An 18,954-nucleotide genomic window follows, 5' to 3' on the forward strand; every position below is an offset into this window, starting at 1 on the left:
ATGTACTCAGGCGAGCACCCGGTACCGCCAGTCAACTCAAGTTAACTCGAAAGTGAGGATAACTCAGTCCTCCTTCCTCTTGAGTCCGGCCCGGGCCGGGCGGCGGCCTTCCTGACCCACCCGCCCGGTCCGGCCGGGGCGCCGGGACCCGTCCCTACAACTGCTGGGTGCGGTCGTCGGGATACTGGTAGTCCAGCAGGGCGTTGACTATTTCCATCAGCAGCAGCTCCCCGCCGCGGTAGCCCACTATGGGCCGCTTCTGGTAGCCGAAGCGGTCGTAGATGGGAAAGCCCACCCGCACCAGGGGCACCCGCAGCTCCCGGGCGATGTCCACCGCGCGGGAGTTGCCGAGGATCAGGTCCAGCCGCGGCTGCTGCTTCAGGTACTCCTCGAACTCGAACAGGTCGCCGCCGTTGAGGATCAGCGGGGCCTCGCCCCGGTATTCGGCCTGGGCCAGGAGGCGTTCGGCGTCGTGCGTGAAGGTCTTGCTGGCGGTGCCGCTGGCCAGGGCCACCGGTTCCATGCCCATTTCTAACAGAAAACCGGTGACGCCCAGCACCGTGTCCGGGTCCCCCATAACCGCCACCTTCTTCATCATGGTGTGGTGGAGGGCATCGGCCAGAAAGTCTATCAGCCGGCCCCGCTCGTCCAGCAGCGCCCGGGGAACCGGCCGTCCGGTAAGCTCGGACAGCCGGGCGAGAAATTCGTCCGTGGCCCGCACCCCGAGGGGCGGGGGCCCTATCACCGCCTTGACCCCGTACCTCCTTTCCAGGTAGACGGCCCCCGCCTGGCCGGCGTGAGGCTGCAGGGCAAAGGTGGCCAGAGAGTTGGCCATGTCCCGGATAGCCTCCACCGGGGTGCCGCCCGGAGGATAGTAGGGCATGGTGGTGGGCGGCGCCAGGGGGGCGTCCAGGGTGTCGCTGATGTCAAAGAGCACGATGCCCTCGATCTCCATGTGCCGCAGGAGGTGCTTGATTTCCCGGATGTCTCCCGGATATAAGAGCCCGGGAATGATGTTCACCCTGCCGTTGGGCCGGCCGCCAGGCACGGCCAGGCTTTCCACGAAGGCGCGCGCGGCGCGGTTGTAACCCTCCACGTGGGAGCCGGCGAAGCTGGGGGTGTTGACCAGGACGATGGGAATCCGCTCTGCCTTCTCCGTCCCGATTTCCTTGCGCAGTTGAGATCGGGCCATCTTGATGAAGCTGACCATGTCGTCGCCGATGATCTCGCTGGAGCAGGTGGTTACCACCCCGATCAGCTCCGGCCAGTAGCGCAGCACCAGATTCCGGAGGCCCTCCACCAGGTTACGCCGGCCGCCGAAGACCGCGGCGTCCTCGTGAAAGGAGGCGGTGGCGATGGTGGCCGGCTCCTTGAACACCCGGCAGAAGGTGTAGCGCACGTAAGTGGTGCAGCCCTGGGCCCCCTGGACGAAAGGTATTGCCCGCCTCACCCCCAGCACCGCCCACATGGCGCCCAGGGGCATGCAGGTGCGGTTGGGGTTGATCACCACCGCCCGGTTGGCCGAGGGAACCAACTCCGGCGGCCGGGGGATGTACTCCGGCGAAGCCGGCACCTTCTGGATTTTGATCTGATCGTACGGCAGGCCGGTAATGGGGATTTCTACCGTGCTCATAATCTGGCGCCTTCCTCCTCCTCGGTCCTGAGCCCGGCCCCGAAGCCCCACTGCAGCCTCCACACCGGGGCGTAGAGGGCCTGGTAGATGTCCCGGGCGAAATTCACCAGGCCCACAAACCCGGCGTAGGGCCCCTTCTCGTAGGAATGGGAGTTGAGGGTGGGAACGCCCAGCTTGCGGGCGATGTACTTCTCCTTCAAGCCGGTGATAAAGAGGTCGGGCCTCTCGGTCTTGAGCATCTCTTCGATTTCGAACTCGTTGGGGTTATCGATGACCAGCATCCCCTCCGGCGCCCGGGCGTTTATCTTCTCGTAGTCGTCCTCGTGGGCAAAGGTGCAGGCCACGGCCACCACGGTCATTCCCAGCTCTTCCATCACCCTGATCCAGTGCCACACCCGCGGCCCCCCCACGTATATGGCCACCCGCTTTCCCGCCAGCCTTTCCCGGTAAAAGGCCAGGCTCCGCTCCACCCGTTGCCGCTCCTCGGCGATCACCTGCTCCGCCCGCTCTTCCAGGCCGAAGAAGGCGGCCGTCCTGCGCAGGGCTTCGGCGGTCTGGTGCAGGCCGAAGAGCGAAACCCGCACGAAGGGGATGTCAAAGCCGTCCTCAAGCATGTGGGCGATGTACTCGGCGGAACGCTGGCAATGCACCACGTTGAGCTTTACGTCCGGCATCTTCACCAGATTTTCGATGCGCTCGTTGCCGCTGAACACCGCCGCCACCCGCAGGCCGATCTTTTCAAACAGGGGCCTTACCACCTTCAGGTCCCAGTCGATGTTGTACTCGCCGATGAGGCAGATGTCGTAAGGGGTTTTCTCCTCTTCCGCCATCTTCAGCTCCGGGCGGCGCTCCCGAAGCTGGCGGATCTGGCGGTAGAACTGGGTGTTGAAATCGTGGTGCCCCTTGGACTGGCTCACCCCCGAGCAGCCCGGAGACTGCGAGGTAAAGACCAGCTTGCCGGTCCTCCTTTCCACCTGTCGGGCCACCGCCTGCACGTCGTCCCCTATCAGCCCGGTGGTGCAGGTAGTAAAGATTATCAGGCCCTTGGCCTCCGGGAACAGGCGTATGGCCTCCAGGCAGGCCTGCTCCAGCTTCTTTACGCCGCCGAAGACCACGTCCTTTTCCTGCATGTCGGTGCACAAACAGTAGCGCCGGTTAAAGGCCACGTTGGTCAATCTGGCGGGCGTGGCCCAGGGGTAGAAATCCGAAAGGTGGCGGCGCGTGCCCCAGGTGTACCAGGCACAGCCCACCGGGGCGTGCACCACCTGCAGCACGTCGGCTATGGGCCCGCCCACCACCCCGCGGGCGCCGGCGAAGGCGCAACCCCGCTCGGTCATGTCCCCGGGAACGGTGGCAAGGTTGCAGGCCGGAATTATGGGTTCCCGCTCGGTGCGGTATATGTGCTTTTGCCTCTCCGGAATAGCCCGGTCGCACTCCATGCTGACGAAGGGCATAGCCTCTACCTCCCCAACTTAGCTACAGGGCCGCCGGCCCCTTTTCGCCGGTGCGTATGCGCACCGCTTCCTCCACCGGGCAGACGAATATGCGGCCGTCGCCGATCTGCCCGGTGCGGTTTACCTTCATTACGGCCGCCACCACCAGGGGCACGTCCGCGTCCTCCAGCACCACCGAAACCATCCGCTTGGGGACGTACTTCATGCCCCCTTCCTGCCTCTGAAGCTCGGGGCTCACGGCAAAGGTTACCTCCCCGGCAATGCCTTTTTGCTTGCCCCTCCCCAGCACTTTCCAGGCGGTCATTCCCGGAAACCCCAAAGCCTCCAGCACTCTCTTGGTAGCCGTCATCTTGCTCGGCCGGATGATGGCCACTATTTCCTTCACCGGCTCCACCTCCTAGAGCCCGGCGGCGCCGGTGCGCACGGTGTAGGCCTCTTCTACCGGGGAGATAAAGATCTTACCGTCCCCAAAGCTTCCGGTGTAGGCCGTCCTGGAGATAATGCCCACCACCTCTTCGCACCGGTGATCCTCCACTACCAGCAGGAGCATCACCTTGGGCAGCTCGTCATAGTAGATGCCCCCGACGTGGAGCCCTTTCTGCTTGCCGCGCCCCACCACCTCCATCTTGGTTAGGGCCACGTATCCGCTCTCCGCCAGGGCGTCTACCACTTCCTCGCTCTTCTCGGGCCGGATGATGGCCCGGATCATTTTCATATGCCCCACCTCCTCCAGGCCGAAGTCTCGGTCGAAGCCGCCGGCGGCCGCACTTCCGTCAATTCAGCAGGCCGTACTTGGCCGCCAGTCCTTCCAGCTCGTCCATGGTAATGGGCCGGGGGATGACCAGGCGATCGTTCTCGATGAGCTTGCGGGCCAGCTCCTTGTACTCCAGGGCTTGCGGGCAGTCCGGGTCAAACTGGGTAACCGTCTGGCGGTTGAATTCCGCCTTCTGCACGATGTTGTCCCGGGGAACGAAATGGAGCATGTGAGTACCCAATCGGGCGCAGAACTCCTCCATCAGCTCCCTCTCCCCGTCCACGTTGCGGCTGTTGCAGATGATCCCGCCCAGCCGGACCCCGCTCTGCTCGGCGTACTTCACCATACCCCGGCAGATGTTGTTGGCCGCGTAAAGGGCCATCATCTCTCCCGAGGCCACGATGTATATCTCCTCGGCCTTGCCCTCGCGCACCGGCATGGCGAACCCCCCGCAAACCACGTCCCCCAGCACGTCGAAGAAGATGAAGTCCAGCTCCGGCGTGTAGGCCCCCAGTTCCTCCATGAGGCTCATGGCCGTGATCACCCCCCGGCCGGCGCAGCCTACCCCGGGTTCGGGGCCGCCGGATTCCACACACCTGATGCCGCCGAATCCTACCTTTACCACCCGCTCTAACGTCACCGCCTCTTCTCCCTGTTCCCGCAAGGTGTCCATTACCGTTTCCTGAGGCTTGCCGCCGAGGATGAGCCGGGTGCAGTCCGCCTTGGGATCGCAGCCGTGGATCAATACCTTCTTTCCGTAAAAGTGGGCCAGAGCCGCGGCCGTGTTCTGCTGGGTGGTGGACTTGCCGATGCCCCCCTTGCCGTAAAAGGCAATCTTTCTGGTCATGCCCTTCCCTCCCGCTTGCGGTGTCCGCAAAGTTTGAACGACAGTGCTTGCCCGCACGGCCCAAACTAAGGGCCGGGCCTCCGGACTTACTCCGGAGGCCCCCTTGCCTCGACCGCCGGCCTCACGCCGGCCGGCATCTCCCTTTTCCGTCTGCCCTGAAAATAGGCCGAGTAGTGCTATTCTCATCCTCTGGTGGGGCCACCTGGGTGGCATGGGCGTCTCAGGGGAAACCCGCAATCCAGAACTGGAGATAACTCAAGGTGCGGTTGCCTGAACCGGAGAAGGTCACCCCGATCCCCCCGGTCAGAGGGCGGCGGCTCCCTCTTCGCCGGTGCGGATGCGGATGGCATTGGCAATGGGATAGACGAAAATCTTACCGTCCCCGATTTCGCCCGTGCGCGCCACCTCGGCGATGGCCGCAGTTACCGGCTCCAAGTCGCTTTCCTCCACCACCAGCTCCACCTTGATCTTGGGCAGGAAGGGGATCACGTAGGTGCGGCCGCGGAACTGCTCCTGCCAGCCCCCCTGCCTACCTCTTCCCCGCACCTCGGTCACGGTCATGGAAGAATATCCCCGCCGCCCCAATTCCTCCACCAGGGCCTCCACTTTTTCCTCCCGCAGGATAACCTCTACCTTGTAGAGCCGGGCCTCTGCCATGCCGATCAACCTCCCAGGAAGGTGGTACGCCGCAGGGCAAACTCCGGATAGGCCGGGGTGCCGTGCTCGGAGAGGTCCAGGCCCTGCAGCTCTTCCTCCGGCGACACCCGGATGCCCATGGCCAGATCCAGGAGCTTAAACAGCAGCAGGCCCAGGCCGAAGCTCCAGGCGGCGGCTACCCCGGCGCCGGCCAACTGGGCCAAGAGCTGCCCTGCCCCGCCGCCGTAGAAAAGCCCAACCGCATAGGGCGGCTCCAGGCTGTAGAGGCCGTAGGTGCCGTCGGCGAAAAGCCCCACGCTGATCAGGCCCCACAGGCCGCAGAAGCCGTGCACGCTAACCGCGCCCACCGGGTCGTCCACCCGCCGGGCCTCCAGCCCGTAGACCCCGGCCACCAGGATGACCCCGGCCACGGCGCCGATCACCACCGCCGCCCAGGCCTCGATCCAGGCCGCCGGAGCGGTCACCGCCACCAGGCCTCCCAGCACCCCGTTCAGGGCCATGCCCAGGTCCCAGCGCCGCGTCTTCAAGTAGACCAGGAGCAGGGCCACCAGGCAGCCGGCGGCGGCCGCCAGGTTGGTGTTCACCGCCACCACCGCCGTCCGCAGGTGGTGGGCGCTGAAGGTGCTGCCCGGATTAAACCCGAACCAGCCGAACCACAGGATGAAGGTGCCCAGAGCCGCCAGGCTCATGCTGTGCCCGGGAATGGCCTGGGGCTTGCCCTCCCGGCCGATTTTGCCGTAGCGCGGCCCCAGGACCAGGGTGCCGGCCAGACCCACCAGCCCGCCTATGGTGTGCACCACGCCCGAGCCGGCAAAGTCCAGGTGCCCCAGCCCCCAGGGGAGCTGCGAAAGCCAACCTCCGCCCCACACCCAGTGGGCGTAAACCGGGTAGATGAAACCGCTTACCACCAAGGAATACATCAGGTAGGCGGGAAACTTGAGCCTCTCCGCCACCGCGCCGGACACGATGGTGGCGGCAGTGCCGGCGAACACCAACTGCCAGAAAAAGTCCAGATATGTGCCCACGTCGTAAGCCTCGCCGTGCAGGAACCACTTGCCGGCGCCGATCAGGCCCAGGTGGTCTGACCCCTTAAGAAAACCGTAGCCTACGGCGAAGAACACCAGCGAGGCCACCACGAAGTCCAAGAGGTTCTTGCTCATGAGGTTGGTGACGTTCTTGGCCCGGCAAAAGCCGGCCTCCACCAGGGCGAACCCGGCCTGCATGAAGAACACCAGGAAGGCGCAGACCAAAACCCAAACGTAGTCCACGGCCGCCGCCGGATTGGCCTCAATAGTGGCGGCCCCGCCCGGATCCTGGGCCAGGGCCGCGGCAGGCCATAGGCTCAAGAGAAGAGCCATCAGGACGAAACCTGCCGCCCAACCGGCGGCGGCCCGCCGGAGCAGTTGTAGCCCGGCGTCGCTCACCCCTATCCGACCCGGTCCCATCAATACCCTATCCCGACTGGCCCCCCGCACGTTCGATCCCTCCCTAGCCAAGATGAGATGATTGCCCGAAGTGCGCGCTGCCCCGTTCCATCACCCCCTTCCAAACGCGGAACCCGGCTAGGCCGCTGTGCCTCCCGCCGTATCCCGGCCGTAAACGCTCGGGGCCCCAAGGCGCAGGATTAGTCTCCCGCACCGGGGCCCCGTTGCCATGCGCGCCGCCACCGCTGGCGCCGCACCCCAACACCCAAAAAGTTAGGGTCCCCGCGCTTTCACCTGCAGGGACCCCGTCGTCCACCTTTCGGCTTCCTTGCCGACCTTCTGGCTACTAATTGTATCCGAATCCCGCCCCCTGGCAATACCCCCGAGGCAAAAATACGGTATACATCATCGGACGGCCCGAACACTGCCGCCGGAAATCCTGGGCCGCCGGAGGAGCCCTATCCCAAGACCTGCGACCCGGAGTACTTCGCCTCCGTCCAACAGGTGCTATTGGAAGCCCTGGAGGATCCAGGCTCTCCCCTGCGGCCCCCTGCCGTGTTGGGTAGCCGGAGTGAAGAACACTTGCACAATCAGATTTGGTGCACGTGGGTGCGGAAGGCCTGGAACGGCCGCTCTGAACCCAAATCCGGCTATGCGCCCAGTTCCTCAGGCAGCTTGAGAGGCGCGCTCTAAGCGTAGAGCACGTCCAGTCACAAGTCGGTGCCGTTCGGGCCAAGCTACAGTATGCGTGTCCGGGTCCGCCTTCACCTGGCGGAAACAGCGGGATCCCTTAAGGGCTCGAGCACCGGGCCTTCAAGCAAAGGACGGATATCCGCCACCCGATACTCGCCGATTTCAAACTCTAGAGTCAGATGGTGGCCCCCCTAACGGGGTAAAGGCTGCGGATTTCGTGCAGCGGCACCGTAAAAAGGGGCCGGCCCGAAGGCCGGCGCATGAGAAAAGACAGGATGTGGTAGATTGAACAACCCGCCTGCCTTAGCGGGCGCGGTCGGGCTGCCCGGACCCAAGCCCGCCGACAGGAGGTGGAGATTAACTTGAGCTAGGGATTAGGCCGCTTCGCCCATCAACTCCCCCACTACCGGCTCGCCCGCGCCCGGCACCCAAACCTCCCGGGGCGAGGGGCAAACCGCCCGGATGGCCGCCTCCTCCGAGGCGATGAAAAGGTGAGAACCGTCACGTGCCGCCAGCTGAGGCCGGAGCTTGATGCGGTCATTAAGGCCCACCATGAAGCCATGCCGGGCCACCACCACCGCAAAGGGCCCGTTCAGCATGGCGCCGGCGTAGACCGCCCGGAGGGTTTCGCATAAGGTTCGCTCCTCCTCCGGCAGATAGGGCATCTCCTCCCACAGAGGCGGGGCCAATACCCGGGCCACGGTGGCCAGGGGCAGGCGGTGGCGCCGGGAAAGCAGGTCGAACAGGTAGGCCACCACCTCGGTATCGGTGTGCAGGGTGCAGTGGTAGCCGTGGCTCAAAAGAAACCGGCGGTTGGCGCCGTAAGAGGAAATCTCGCCGTTGTGCACCACCGACCAGTCCAGGAGCCCGAAGGGGTGGGCCCCGCCCCACCAGGCGATGGAGTTGGTGGGGAAGCGGCCGTGGCCGGTCCAGATATAGCCTTCGTACTCCTCCAGCCGGAAGAAGCGGCCTATGTCCTCCGGATAGCCCACGCCCTTGAAGATGCCCATGTTCTTGCCGCTGGAGGCCACGAACGCGCCCGGCACAGAGGTGTTGATCCGCATCACCGCCGCCACTACGGCTTCCTCCTCCGCCTCCGCCGCGGCCGCAGGCCGGAGGCGCAGGAAATAACGCCACAGAATCGGCGGCCGGCCCACCTCCGCCACCGGCCGGGTGGGGATGGGCTCGTCGTGCACCGGCTCGAACCACTGGCGCAGCAGTTTCTCGGTGGCGGCCTGGGCTTCCCGGTCCTCGAACATAAGGTGAAAGGCGTAGCAGTCGGCGAACTGGGGATAGATGCCGTAGGCGGCAAACCCCCCGCCCAGGCCGTTGGCCCGCTCCCGCATGGTGGCCATGCCGGAGATAATCGCCTCGCCGCTGAAGCGCCGCCCGCTCAAATCCATTATTCCCATAATGCTGCAGCCCGAAGGGATGCGGTAATCCCGGTCGGGGCAAAGCGGCATGTTCCTCACCCCCTGACGTGTCGCCAGTTTCCCACAGGCGGTACCGGGTGCTCCCCGTTCGTACCGGATTCAATAAGCGTAAAGGGTGCCGTAGGGGCGGTGACTCCTGGGCACTACTTTCACGAACTCCTCCGCCAGCAGGGACCGGTGGTCGAGCCCAAAAAAGCTAGCGTACTCCGCCAGGTGGGTGTCGAGCACCCGCCGGTCTTCCTCCTCCAGCTCCTTTATGACCGCGCCCTGGCCCAGGAACCGCGGATCTAATCCCCCGCGCACGTAGATGACTCCGCCGTGCATGCCCGTGCCCAGGAAGCTGCCCACGGGGGAACCGCCCCGCCGCTCCAGCCCCAGGACGATGATTACCCCGCCGGCCATGTACTCGCCCAGGAAGGCTCCGGCCCGGCCGCCGATCACTATTACCGGCACCCGCTCCCGGTAGGCCTTCATGTGGATGCCCACCCGGTAGCCCACGCCGGTCTGGACAAAGATCTTGCCCCCGCGCATGGCGTAACCCACGATGTCGCCGGCGTGGCCCCGCACCACCACCCGGCCCGCGCCCATGGTGTTTCCCGCCCCGTCCTGGGCGTTGCCCACCACCTCTACGTGGATTCCCGGCCCCATGAAGCAGGCCAGATCGTTGCCGGCCACGCCGTAAAGTTTGAGAGTTACTTCCCGGCCGGTCATCCCGGCGGCCAGGTAGCGGTGGCCGTTTACCCCGTGCACCTCGATTTCCTTCTCGCCCGCAGCGATCAGGGCGCGTAAACGGTCGTTCACTTCCCGGTAGGGCAGATGGTGAGCCTCAAGCCGCGTCAACCTGCCCACCTCCCCGCCGGGCCCAGGCCCGCAACCCTTCCCAGTAGGCCTCGGGCAGATCCAAAAGCCCGGCGCCACCCAGAAGGAGCCCTTCGCGCACCGCCTCCGGCAGGGCCAAGCCGCTGCGGATTAGGCCGGTCAACAGCCCGGCCCGGGCCACCTGGCCGATCAGCACCGCCCCCACCAGCCGCTCCTCCCGGAAGACCAGCTTGCGGTAATATCCGCTTTCCCGGTCCGCCCGGACCAGCTCCGTAAAGCCTTCCTCCGCCGGAGCCTCTACCCGCCCCACGGTCACCAGGGAGAGCCCGGCCAGGCTGGTGGCGTTCATGGGCACTCCCGGACGGCAGGCCCGCCGCTCCCCGGCCAGATTGAGGCCGGCGGTAAAGCCCTGGCCACCGGCGACCGGCCACAGGGCCAGCACCCGGGGCTGACCGCTCAGGGCTTCCGGAGCCTGGGCCGCGTCTCCGGCGGCGTAAATCCCGGGTTGGCCGGTTTCCAGGTACTCGTTCACCACAATGCCCTGCTCCACGGCCAGTCCCGCCGCCCGGGCGAGCTCCACATTGGCCCTCACCCCGGTGGCCACCACCGCCAGGTCGGCGTCCAGGACCGTGCCGTCGTCTAGACTGACCCCGGTGACCCGGGAGCGGCCTTCTATGGCCGCCACGCCCCGGCCGGGAAGGCACTCCCAACCCAGGCGGCGCAGGTGGGCTTCCAGAAACGAAGCCCCCTCGGGGTCCAGGCCGGTGGGAAGCAAGTAGGGCTTGAGTTCCACCACCGCCACCTTGATCCCCAGGGCGGCAAGGGCCTCGGCCGCCTTAAGGCCGATCAGACCCCCGCCGATAACCACCGCCCGCTCCGGCTGCCGGGCGTTGAGATACTCCTGGATCGACCGCACGTCTTGCCAGGTGGTGAAGGTGAACACCCCCGGCAGGTCCCGGCCGGGAAGGGGCGGCAGCAGGGGGCGGCTGCCGGTGGCCAAAAGCAGGCGGCCGAAGCCGATTTCGCGCCCGTCGGCCAGAAGGGCCGCCCGGGCCGCACCGTCCAAGGAGACCACCCGGCAGCCGGTTATCCGCTCCACTCCTTGCCGGCTCCAGAAGCTTTCCGGCCGCCAGGGCAGGGCCTCCGGCTCCACCTTGCCCGCCAGTAAGTAAGATATTAGCGGCCGAAAATAGGGCGGGTCCGGCTCCTCGGTGACCATAACGATCCGCCCCGCCGGATCCCGGGCTCTTATCCCCTCCACCGCCCGGGCGGCGGCAATCCCGCCCCCCACGATCAGGTAGTCGGCCTGCATCCCGCTTCCTCCTCTCTCACCAGCACCAGGGCCCGGTTGGGGCAGTGGGCCACGCACCAGGGAGCTTCGCTCCCGGCGCAGAGATCGCACTTCAGGGCGTGGCGCCGCCCCCCGGCCTCGTGCGGGACCACCGCGCCGAAGGGGCAGACCATTACGCAGGACCAGCACCCCACGCACCGGTCCTCCCGGCAGATCACCGCGCCGGTGGCCGCATCCCGCACCATGGCCCCGCTGATGCAGGCCTCCAGGCACGGCGCCTCGGCGCAATGCTGGCACTGCACCGCCAGCGTTTGCTCTTCCTTCTCCTCCACCAGCACCCGCGGCCGGGGACGGGGAACCTGCCTCCAGGCCAGGAGAAGATTGCCAACCCCGGAATGTGCCGCTACACAGAACACCTCGCACAAGCGGCAGCCGATACAGTACTCCTTACGGCAGACAACTGCGGCCATTTCCGTCCCCCCTCCTGTCCGACCGCCCTACCACGGCTCGCCCGCCGCCTTAACCCCGAGAATGGCCAGCTCCGCCGGGGTTAAGGCTACGGCCCGCAGGTGCTCGCGGTTGCCCCGCAGGGACTCCAGGGCGTTGATGCCCATGGCGCCCAGCATCTCCTTGATCTCGTGGCTCCAGCCTTCCAGGAGGTTGACCAGCCGCTCGGCCCCGATCTCCGGGTTGAGGCGCCGGGTGAGCTTGGGGTCCTGGGTGGCGATGCCCCAGTTGCACTTGCCGGTGTAGCACTTCTGGCAGACCCGGCAGCCCAGCGCCACCAGGGCGGCGGTGCCGATATAAACCGCGTCCGCACCCAGGGCGATGGCTTTCACCACGTCGGCGCTGGAGCGAAAGCCCCCCGCCGCCACCACCGCGGCCAGGTGCCTTATTCCCTCTTCCCGCAGGCGGGCATCTACCTGCGCCAGGGCCAGCTCGATGGGCAGGCCCACGTGGTCCCGGATGACCTTAGGCGCCGCGCCCGTGCCCCCGCGCACGCCGTCGATGGCCACGAAGTCGGCTCCGGCGCGCACGATGCCGCTGGCGATGGCGGCCACGTTGTGCACCGCGGCGATTTTCACCCCCACCGGCTTGCGGTAGGCGGTGGCCTCTTTCAAGGCGTAGATGAGCTGGCGCAGGTCCTCGATGGAGTAGATGTCGTGGTGGGGAGCCGGGCTTAAGGCGTCGCTGCCTTCGGGAATGCAGCGGGTGGCCGCCACCTCCGGGCCCACCTTTTCCCCGGGCAAATGCCCCCCGATTCCCGGCTTGGCCCCCTGGCCGATCTTGATCTCAATGGCTCCGCCCCGCTCCAGGTACTCGTAGTCCACCCCGAAGCGGCCGGAGGCCACCTGCACGATGGCCCGGTGGGCGTAAGGATAAAGGGCCCGGTGCAGGCCGCCTTCCCCGGTGTTCCAGTAAGTACCTACCTCGGTGGCCGCCCGGGCCAGGGAGAGGCAGGCGTTGAGGCTGATGGAGCCGTAGGACATGGCGGTGAACATGATGGGCGTCTCCAGGACCATCTGCGGCCCCAGGAGGGTGCTGAGGTCCACCTGCTCCGGCGGCACCCGGTCGGGCTTGCGGCCCAGATAAGTCCTGAGTTCCATGGGCTCCCGCAGGGGATCGATGGAAGGGTTGGTTACCTGCGAGGCGTTGAGCAGCAGGTGGTCCCAGTAGATCCGGTAGGGCCGGTCGCAGCCCATACCGGTGAGCAGCACCCCGCCGGTGGCCGCCTGCTTGGTGATGTCGTTCACTACCCCCTCGGTCCAGTTGGCGTTGGGTCGAAGCCGGGCCGGGTGCGGGTAGATGGACAGCGCCCCGGTGGGGCACAGGCTGGCGCAAAACTGGCAGCCCACGCAGCGGCCGGGCTCGCTCAAGATCAGCTCTTCTTCCGGCCGGTACTCGTGCACCTGAAAGGAGCACACCCGGGCGCAGGCGCCGCAGACCAGGCAGCGCTCCTGATCCCTCTCCACCCGGAATTCCGGCAACAGCGCCGGTATGGCCATACACCCATCCTCCCTTAGGGCCGAAAAAGGCGTCTCCCCTCCGGTAAGAAGACTTCCGGAGGCCGGAAGGACGCCTTTGCCCTATCCTATGGGGCCCCGTTGCCCCGAATATTCACTTCTTCCCCTTAAGTTCGTTGGCCAGGATTATGGCCTCGGCTATGGCCCGCATGGGCAGGCAGCGGTCCATGCTCTCCTTCTGGATCCGGCGGTAGGCTTCCTGCTCGCTGAGGCCCAGGGTCTGCATGAGAATCCCCTTGGCCCTCTCCACCACCTTGCGGGTCTCCAGCTTCTCCTTAAGCCGGTTGACCTCCTCCTCCAGGGCGCTCACCCGCCGCCAAGCCGCCAGGCAGGTTTGAAGGCTGGACACCAGCAGGACCTTACGCACCGGCTTGGGTACCAGGCCGATTACCGCTCCGGGGTAGCGCTCCTCCAGCTCCTGCGGGCAGGAGCTTCCTAGAAGCAGCACCGCCCCGATGTGCTCGCCCGCGGCCACCCGGAGGACCTCCCACCCACCGGGCAGGTCTTCGTCCAGGATTACTACTTCCGGGGACAGGGCCCGGATCCGCCGCAGGGCTTCGGCGGCGCTGTCCGCCTGCCCCACCAGGTGGTACCCCTCCCGGAGCAACACCGCCTCCACGCGGCGCCGCAATTCGCCTTCGGTAGCGGCGAGGAAAACCTTGGCCCGGTACATAGACGCCTCCTTGCGCAGAACCGCGATCTCCTCTACCCTAACAACCCCGATTGCCACCTCCTGCGCCGGCCATCCGGCCAGCAAAAAAGCTGCCTTGCGGCAGCCTAATTAGGTCTTCTGCCCGGTGAGGACGCCGTTGTCCTCCTGGAACCCTATCCCGTTTTACTCGAGAACTATTTTAGGGCCCCGGCCCCGAGAAAGTAAAGGGGGCAGGGCCATGTATACTGTATAAAACCGTGAGTTATCCCCAGCTTCGGCTGCCAGGCGGTTCCGGGTCTCCCCGGAGTACATTGGCACCTCGCCGGGTGCTGAGCTTGGCGAGGGCAAGTCCGGAGGCGGGCCGAAGGCCACGGACGGCCGAAGCGGCGGGGCGCCATGGACGGCGCCTCCGCCGGGAGGCCGCCGGAGGACGAAGCCCGAGCCCTAGCTCGGCCGGCAAGGTGACAGTACGAACGGGGAGCACCCGGAACCGCCCACGGCAAACCGGAGATACACTGGTACCAAACCCGGTTGACCGGCCGAAAAAGGGCGGATCAGAGGTCGAAGTAAAGGTGGAACTCGTAGGGGTGCGGCCTTAAAGCTATGGGCAGGATCTCCTTCTCCCGCTTGTAGCGCACCCAGACCTCCAGCACGTCCCGGGTGAAGACCCCGCCCTTGAGCAGGAACTCGTGGTCCTTTTCCAGGGCCTCCAGGGCCTCCTCTAGGGACTTGGGCAGCACGCGCAACTTTCCGGCCTCCTCCGGTGAAAGGTCGTAGGTGTTCTTGTCTACCGGCGGTCCGGGGTCCAGGCGGCGCTCAATGCCGTCCAGCCCGGCCATGAGCATGGCGGCAAAGGCCAGGTAGGGGTTGCAGGAGCAGTCCGGAGGCCGGAACTCCAGGCGCTTGCTCTTGGGGTTATCACTGTAGACCGGGATGCGCACGGCGGCGCTGCGGTTGCGCATGGAGTACACCAGGTTGACCGGCGCCTCAAATCCCGGCACCAGCCGCTTATAGGAGTTGGTGGTGGGGGCGCAGAAGGCCATCAGCGCCGGCGCGTGGGCGAGTAACCCTCCGATGTAGTAGCGGGCCAGCTCGCTCAGGGAGGCGTAGCCCTTGGGGTCGTAGAAGAGGTTGTTCCCGCCCTTCCACAGCGACTGGTGGGTGTGCATGCCCGAGCCGTTATCCCCGAACAGGGGCTTGGGCATGAAGGTAACCACCTTGCCGTGGCGGCGGGCCACGTTCTTCACGATATACTTGTACATCATGCACTTATCGGCCATGCGGGTGAGCCGGTCGTACTTCATGTCGATTTCCGCCTGGCCGCCGGTGGCCACCTCGTGGTGGTGAATCTCCACCTCGACGCCAGCCTGCATCAGGGTGAGCACCATCTCGCCGCGCAGGTCCTGGTAGGAGTCGTGGGGCGGAACGGGGAAGTAGCCTTCCTTGTAGCGCAGCTTGTAGCCCAGGTTGGGGTTTTCCTCCCGGCCGGTGTTCCACTCGCCCTCGATGGAATCCACGAAGTAGTAGCCGTAGTGCACGTTCTGGGCGAAGCGGACGTCGTCGAAGATGAAGAATTCCATTTCCGGCCCCCAGAAGCTGGCGTCCGCCAGGCCGGTGCTCTTGAGGTACTCCTCCGCCTTCTTGGCCACGTAGCGGGGATCGCGGGAATAGGGCTTGCGGGTGAGGGGATCGTACACGTCGCAGATCAAGCTGAGTGTGCGGGCGCTCGTAATCGGGTCGATGACCGCGGTGTTCGGGTCGGGGATGAGGATCATGTCGCTCTCCTGGATCTCCTGAAACCCACGGATGCTCGAGCCGTCAAACCCGATCCCCTGCCGGAAAATGCCGTTTTCGGTCAGGTCCGGCTGATGGATGAGTTCGCCAGCGGGGACGGTAAAGTGCTGCCACACCCCGGGCAGGTCGTTGAACTTGAGGTCCACGAAGACTACCTTCTCCTTCTCGATCAGGGCAAATACATCCTCTGGCTTCATCGCTTTGGGCCTCCTTCAGCTGTTCACTTAAAAACGAAAAGCCCGGGGCGAACCATTTCCGCCCACGGGCTTCGTTGCCCTCTCTAGCGGCCCCGTTGCCGCTTTTGGCTACATTCTAGCAGCCCCCGGCAACCCTGTCAATGCCAGCCTTCTGGCATGCGCCGGGCCTGCCGCAGCAGGGCCAGCTCGTCCTCCAGTTCCGTTCCCTCTTCTAGGAGGGCCTGGGCGGCCGGAAAAGGGGAAAGCGCCCGCTTCAGCACCCCGTGCATGTAGGCCAGGATCACCCCGTAGTTAACCACCGGTACCCCGGCCTGGCGGGCCTGGAGCAGGCGGTAGAGCATCTCCCGGCGGTTAAGCATGCAGGCCCCGCAATGCACCACCAGCTTATAATCGCCCAGATTGTCCGGCAGGGGGCCGCCGCCGGCTACCACCTCGAAGGCCAGGTCGCCGCCCACGGTCTGGCGCAGCCAGCGGGGGATCTTCACCCGGCCGATGTCGTCCTGGACCGGGTGGTGGGTGCAGGCCTCGGCGATCAGCACCCGGTCGCCGGGACGAAGCCCCTTCACCGCCTTGGCTCCTTCCACCAGGGTGAGGAGGTCGCCCTTGTAGCGGGCGAAGAGAATGGAAAAGGAGGTGAAGGGCACGTCGGCCGGGGTGTCCGCCGCCGCCTTGAGGTAGGCGGAAGCGTCGGTGACCACCAGGGCCGGCCGCCGGCCGAGGCCGGCCAATACGTGCCGCAACTCCCGCTCCTTCACCATCACCGCCGCGGCGTCGTGTTCCAGTACGTCCCGGATCACCTGCTGCTGGGGCAGGATCAGCCGGCCCTTGGGAGCCGCCTTATCGATGGGGATTACCAGCACTACCAGGTCCCCCGCCTGAATGAGATCGCCCACGATGGTGGGCAGGGCCCAGTCTCTGGGTGCGTGCCGCACCAGGGCCATTTTCAGCCGGTCGATGCCTTCCCGCCGCCGGGCGCTTACCGCCACCCAGGGCAAATCCAGCTCTTGATCCCAGGGCCGGGCCGCGGCCTCGGGGTAAAGGTCGATCTTGTTGACCACCCCTATAACCGGCACCCCGGTTTCGGCCGCCCGCCGGGCCACCTCCCGCTCGTACTCGCCAATTCCCTGGCCCGGATCGATTACCAGAAGCACCAGGTCGGTGCGGCCCAGCACGGCCAAGCTGCGCTGCACCCGCAGCTCTCCCAGGGGACCCACGTCGTCCAGGCCGGCGGTATCGATGATCATCACCGGGCCCAGGGGAAGCAACTCCATGGCCTTGGCCACCGGGTCGGTGGTGGTGCCGGGGACGTCGGAAACGATAGCCACCTCTTGAGCGGTGAGGGCGTTGATGAGGCTGGATTTCCCGGCGTTGCGCCGGCCGAAAAGGGCGATGTGTAGCCTTTCTCCCCTGGGGGTGGCGTTAAGGGTCATGAGGAATCACCTGCCCTGGCGTATTCACGTTTTGCTTTGAGCGGGTCCGGGGATCCGGAACCACCCTACTTTCACGTTGGCGGACGGTACCGGGTGCTCTCCTGAGTACATTGGCACCTCGCCGGGAACCGGACCAGGCGAGGGCGACCACGAAGGCAGGCCGTAGGCCATGGACGGCCGAAGCGGCGGGGCGCCACGGACGGCGCCTCCGCCGGGAGCCTGCCGGAGCGCGAAGACCGAGCCGTAGCTCGGTCGGCGAGGTGACAGTACGAACGGAGAGCACCCGGTACCGCCTAGGGCAAACTGGGGATAACTCAGGGTAGCCCGGGGTTGACTTCAGTGGCCTGGGTGCTCCAGAAACCGCCTGAGCTTGCCGATCCCGGCGATCCCCGGGGTGGTCAGTTCCTCCGGCCGGAGCACCGCCTCGACTTCTTCCCGAGTAAACAGCCCCTCTTCCAGCAGCAGCTCGGTCACCGGCCGGTCTTCCGCCGCCGCCCGCCGGGCCAGCTCGGTGGCCTTCTCGTAGCCCAGATAGGGCACGAAGGCGGTAATCAAGGCCTGGCTCCGGTTCAGCAGTTCGGCGCAGCGGCCCGCGTCGGCCTCAATGCCGCGTATGCACCGGTCGGCCAGCAGCCGCGCCGCCCGGGCCAGCATTTCCATAGAATGCAGGAGATTATGGGCCACCAGAGGCAGGAAGGCGTTTAGTTCCAACTGCCCGGAAGCCGCGGCCAGGTTCACCGCCACGTCCGCGGCCATGACCTGGTAGGCCACCTGGGTAACCATCTCCGGAATCACCGGGTTCACCTTCCCGGGCATGATGGAGGAGCCGGCCTGCACCTCCGGCAGCCGGATCTCCGCCAGTCCCGCCTTGGGGCCGGAGGAAAGCAGCCGCAGATCGCCGCTGATCTTGGCCAGGTTCACCGCCGCGGTCTTGACCAGGCCGGAAACCTCGGCAAAGAGGTCGGCGTTCTGGGTGGCTTCTACCGGGTTTTCCGCCCGGGCCAGGCCGAAGCCGGTAAGCTCCCGCAGGATCTCGATCACCCGGAAGATGTACCGGCGGCTGGCATTAAGCCCCGTGCCCACCGCGGTTCCGCCCAGGTTCACCTGGCGCAGCCGCTCCTCGGCTTTGTACAGCCGCCACCAGTCCCGGGCCACGGCCTCCGCCCAAGCGGCAAATTCCTGCCCCAGGGTTACGGGGACGGCGTCCTGAAGCTGGGTGCGGCCCACCTTGAGCAGGCCGGCGAACTGCCTTTCTTTCTCTTGCAAAGCCCCCTGCAGTCCGGCCAGGGACCGGGCCAGGTCTCGCACCAGCTTGATGGCCGCCACCCGCAGGGCAGTGGGATAGACATCGTTGGTGGACTGGCCTAGGTTCACGTGATCTATGGGATGAACCAGGGAGTAGTCGCCTTTTTTGCCTCCCAGCAGCTCGATGGCCCGGTTCGCCAGCACCTCGTTGACGTTCAGGTTGGTAGAGGTGCCGGCTCCGCCCTGGAAGGCGTCCACCACTATTTGTTCGCGCCAGTGCCCTTGGGCCAGTTCTTCCGCCGCCTGCACTATGGCTCGGCCCACGCGCTCTTCCAGCAACCCTAATTCCATATTGGCCAGGGCGGCGGCCTTCTTCACCAGGGCCAGGGCCCAGATCAGCTCTGGATGCACCGGCCATCCGGACACGGCGAAGTTCTCCCTAGCCCTTTGGGTATGGATGCCGTAGTACGCGTCTTCCGAGATGGGAACCATGCCCAGCAGGTCCTTCTCCAAACGCAAACCCGGATCATCTCCTTCAGCGGTCTCGGCGGTTCGTAGACAACCTCGTCCGCGAACCGTGCCGCCACGACCGGCCCCCCCGAATCGT

16 protein-coding genes are annotated in these 18,954 nt (G+C 66.0%); all 16 read right to left on the minus strand.

The window, feature by feature from the left end; translation table 11 throughout:
* Positions 1–154: 154 nt before the first annotated feature.
* The 16 genes from NUV99_09925 to NUV99_10000 all read right to left on the minus strand — a co-directional run bounded on the left by NUV99_09925 (position 155) and on the right by NUV99_10000 (position 18,866).
* Complete coding sequence (locus NUV99_09925; protein MCR4420414.1) at positions 155–1,633, minus strand: nitrogenase; 1,479 nt, start codon at positions 1,631–1,633, stop codon at positions 155–157.
* Complete coding sequence (locus tag NUV99_09930; GenBank protein MCR4420415.1) at positions 1,630–3,087, minus strand: nitrogenase component I subunit alpha; 1,458 nt, start codon at positions 3,085–3,087, stop codon at positions 1,630–1,632. The genes NUV99_09925 and NUV99_09930 overlap by 4 nt, the downstream gene beginning before the upstream one ends.
* A gap of 22 nt (positions 3,088–3,109) precedes the next feature.
* A complete protein-coding gene (locus NUV99_09935) occupies positions 3,110–3,472 on the minus strand; it encodes a P-II family nitrogen regulator (protein ID MCR4420416.1) in 363 nt (120 codons plus the stop codon).
* Between the two features lie 12 nt (positions 3,473–3,484).
* The gene (locus NUV99_09940) at positions 3,485–3,802 is read right to left on the minus strand and encodes a P-II family nitrogen regulator (protein MCR4420417.1); all 318 of its coding nucleotides are present in this window, start codon (positions 3,800–3,802) and stop codon (positions 3,485–3,487) included.
* 58 nt (positions 3,803–3,860) lie between these two features.
* On the minus strand, positions 3,861–4,688 hold the full coding sequence (gene nifH, locus NUV99_09945; GenBank protein ID MCR4420418.1) for a nitrogenase iron protein: 828 nt from the start codon (positions 4,686–4,688) through the stop codon (positions 3,861–3,863).
* 303 nt (positions 4,689–4,991) lie between these two features.
* Entirely contained in the window at positions 4,992–5,345 is a 354-nt protein-coding gene (locus NUV99_09950; protein ID MCR4420419.1) for a P-II family nitrogen regulator, read from the minus strand.
* Positions 5,346–5,350: 5 nt separating this feature from the next.
* Positions 5,351–6,703 carry an ammonium transporter gene (locus NUV99_09955; protein MCR4420420.1) on the minus strand — a complete coding sequence of 451 codons (1,353 nt, stop codon included), beginning with the start codon at positions 6,701–6,703 and terminating at the stop codon, positions 5,351–5,353.
* A 1,133-nt stretch (positions 6,704–7,836) separates the two neighbouring features.
* Complete coding sequence (locus NUV99_09960; protein ID MCR4420421.1) at positions 7,837–8,925, minus strand: glutamine amidotransferase family protein; 1,089 nt, start codon at positions 8,923–8,925, stop codon at positions 7,837–7,839.
* A gap of 69 nt (positions 8,926–8,994) precedes the next feature.
* Positions 8,995–9,735 (minus strand): hypothetical protein, encoded by a 741-nt coding sequence (locus tag NUV99_09965; GenBank protein ID MCR4420422.1) that lies wholly within the window; start codon positions 9,733–9,735, stop codon positions 8,995–8,997.
* Positions 9,722–11,026, minus strand: a complete 1,305-nt coding sequence (locus tag NUV99_09970; GenBank protein ID MCR4420423.1) for an FAD-dependent oxidoreductase — start codon at positions 11,024–11,026, stop codon at positions 9,722–9,724. The genes NUV99_09965 and NUV99_09970 overlap by 14 nt, the downstream gene beginning before the upstream one ends.
* A complete protein-coding gene (locus NUV99_09975) occupies positions 11,008–11,475 on the minus strand; it encodes a 4Fe-4S dicluster domain-containing protein (protein MCR4420424.1) in 468 nt (155 codons plus the stop codon). Before NUV99_09975 ends, NUV99_09970 begins: the two co-directional genes overlap by 19 nt.
* 27 nt (positions 11,476–11,502) lie before the next feature.
* The gene (locus NUV99_09980) at positions 11,503–13,011 is read right to left on the minus strand and encodes a glutamate synthase-related protein (protein ID MCR4420425.1); all 1,509 of its coding nucleotides are present in this window, start codon (positions 13,009–13,011) and stop codon (positions 11,503–11,505) included.
* A 112-nt stretch (positions 13,012–13,123) separates the two neighbouring features.
* Positions 13,124–13,786: an ANTAR domain-containing protein gene (locus NUV99_09985; protein MCR4420426.1), complete on the minus strand. Its 663-nt coding sequence runs from the start codon at positions 13,784–13,786 to the stop codon at positions 13,124–13,126.
* Between the two features lie 449 nt (positions 13,787–14,235).
* The gene (gene glnA, locus NUV99_09990; protein ID MCR4420427.1) at positions 14,236–15,672 is read right to left on the minus strand and encodes a type I glutamate--ammonia ligase; all 1,437 of its coding nucleotides are present in this window, start codon (positions 15,670–15,672) and stop codon (positions 14,236–14,238) included.
* Positions 15,673–15,809: 137 nt separating this feature from the next.
* Entirely contained in the window at positions 15,810–17,102 is a 1,293-nt protein-coding gene (gene hydF / locus NUV99_09995) for a [FeFe] hydrogenase H-cluster maturation GTPase HydF (GenBank protein ID MCR4420428.1), read from the minus strand.
* Between the two features lie 336 nt (positions 17,103–17,438).
* Positions 17,439–18,866, minus strand: coding sequence for an aspartate ammonia-lyase (locus NUV99_10000; GenBank protein MCR4420429.1), 1,428 nt, complete (start codon positions 18,864–18,866; stop codon positions 17,439–17,441).
* Between the last annotated feature and the right edge of the window lie 88 nt (positions 18,867–18,954).

The organism is Clostridia bacterium, from assembly GCA_024653205.1.
Lineage (GTDB): Bacteria > Bacillota > DSM-521 > Neomoorellales > SLTJ01 > JANLFO01.

Coding starts and splice junctions, on each gene's coding strand:
- NUV99_09925 (MCR4420414.1), bottom strand. CDS start 1,633: ATGAGCACGGTAGAAATCCCCATTACCGGCCTGCCGTACGATCAGATC.
- NUV99_09930 (MCR4420415.1), bottom strand. CDS start 3,087: ATGCCCTTCGTCAGCATGGAGTGCGACCGGGCTATTCCGGAGAGGCAA.
- NUV99_09940 (MCR4420417.1), bottom strand. CDS start 3,802: ATGAAAATGATCCGGGCCATCATCCGGCCCGAGAAGAGCGAGGAAGTG.
- nifH (MCR4420418.1), bottom strand. CDS start 4,688: ATGACCAGAAAGATTGCCTTTTACGGCAAGGGGGGCATCGGCAAGTCC.
- NUV99_09950 (MCR4420419.1), bottom strand. CDS start 5,345: ATGGCAGAGGCCCGGCTCTACAAGGTAGAGGTTATCCTGCGGGAGGAA.
- NUV99_09955 (MCR4420420.1), bottom strand. CDS start 6,703: ATGGCTCTTCTCTTGAGCCTATGGCCTGCCGCGGCCCTGGCCCAGGAT.
- NUV99_09960 (MCR4420421.1), bottom strand. CDS start 8,925: ATGCCGCTTTGCCCCGACCGGGATTACCGCATCCCTTCGGGCTGCAGC.
- NUV99_09970 (MCR4420423.1), bottom strand. CDS start 11,026: ATGCAGGCCGACTACCTGATCGTGGGGGGCGGGATTGCCGCCGCCCGG.
- NUV99_09975 (MCR4420424.1), bottom strand. CDS start 11,475: ATGGCCGCAGTTGTCTGCCGTAAGGAGTACTGTATCGGCTGCCGCTTG.
- NUV99_09980 (MCR4420425.1), bottom strand. CDS start 13,011: ATGGCCATACCGGCGCTGTTGCCGGAATTCCGGGTGGAGAGGGATCAG.
- glnA (MCR4420427.1), bottom strand. CDS start 15,672: ATGAAGCCAGAGGATGTATTTGCCCTGATCGAGAAGGAGAAGGTAGTC.
- hydF (MCR4420428.1), bottom strand. CDS start 17,102: ATGACCCTTAACGCCACCCCCAGGGGAGAAAGGCTACACATCGCCCTT.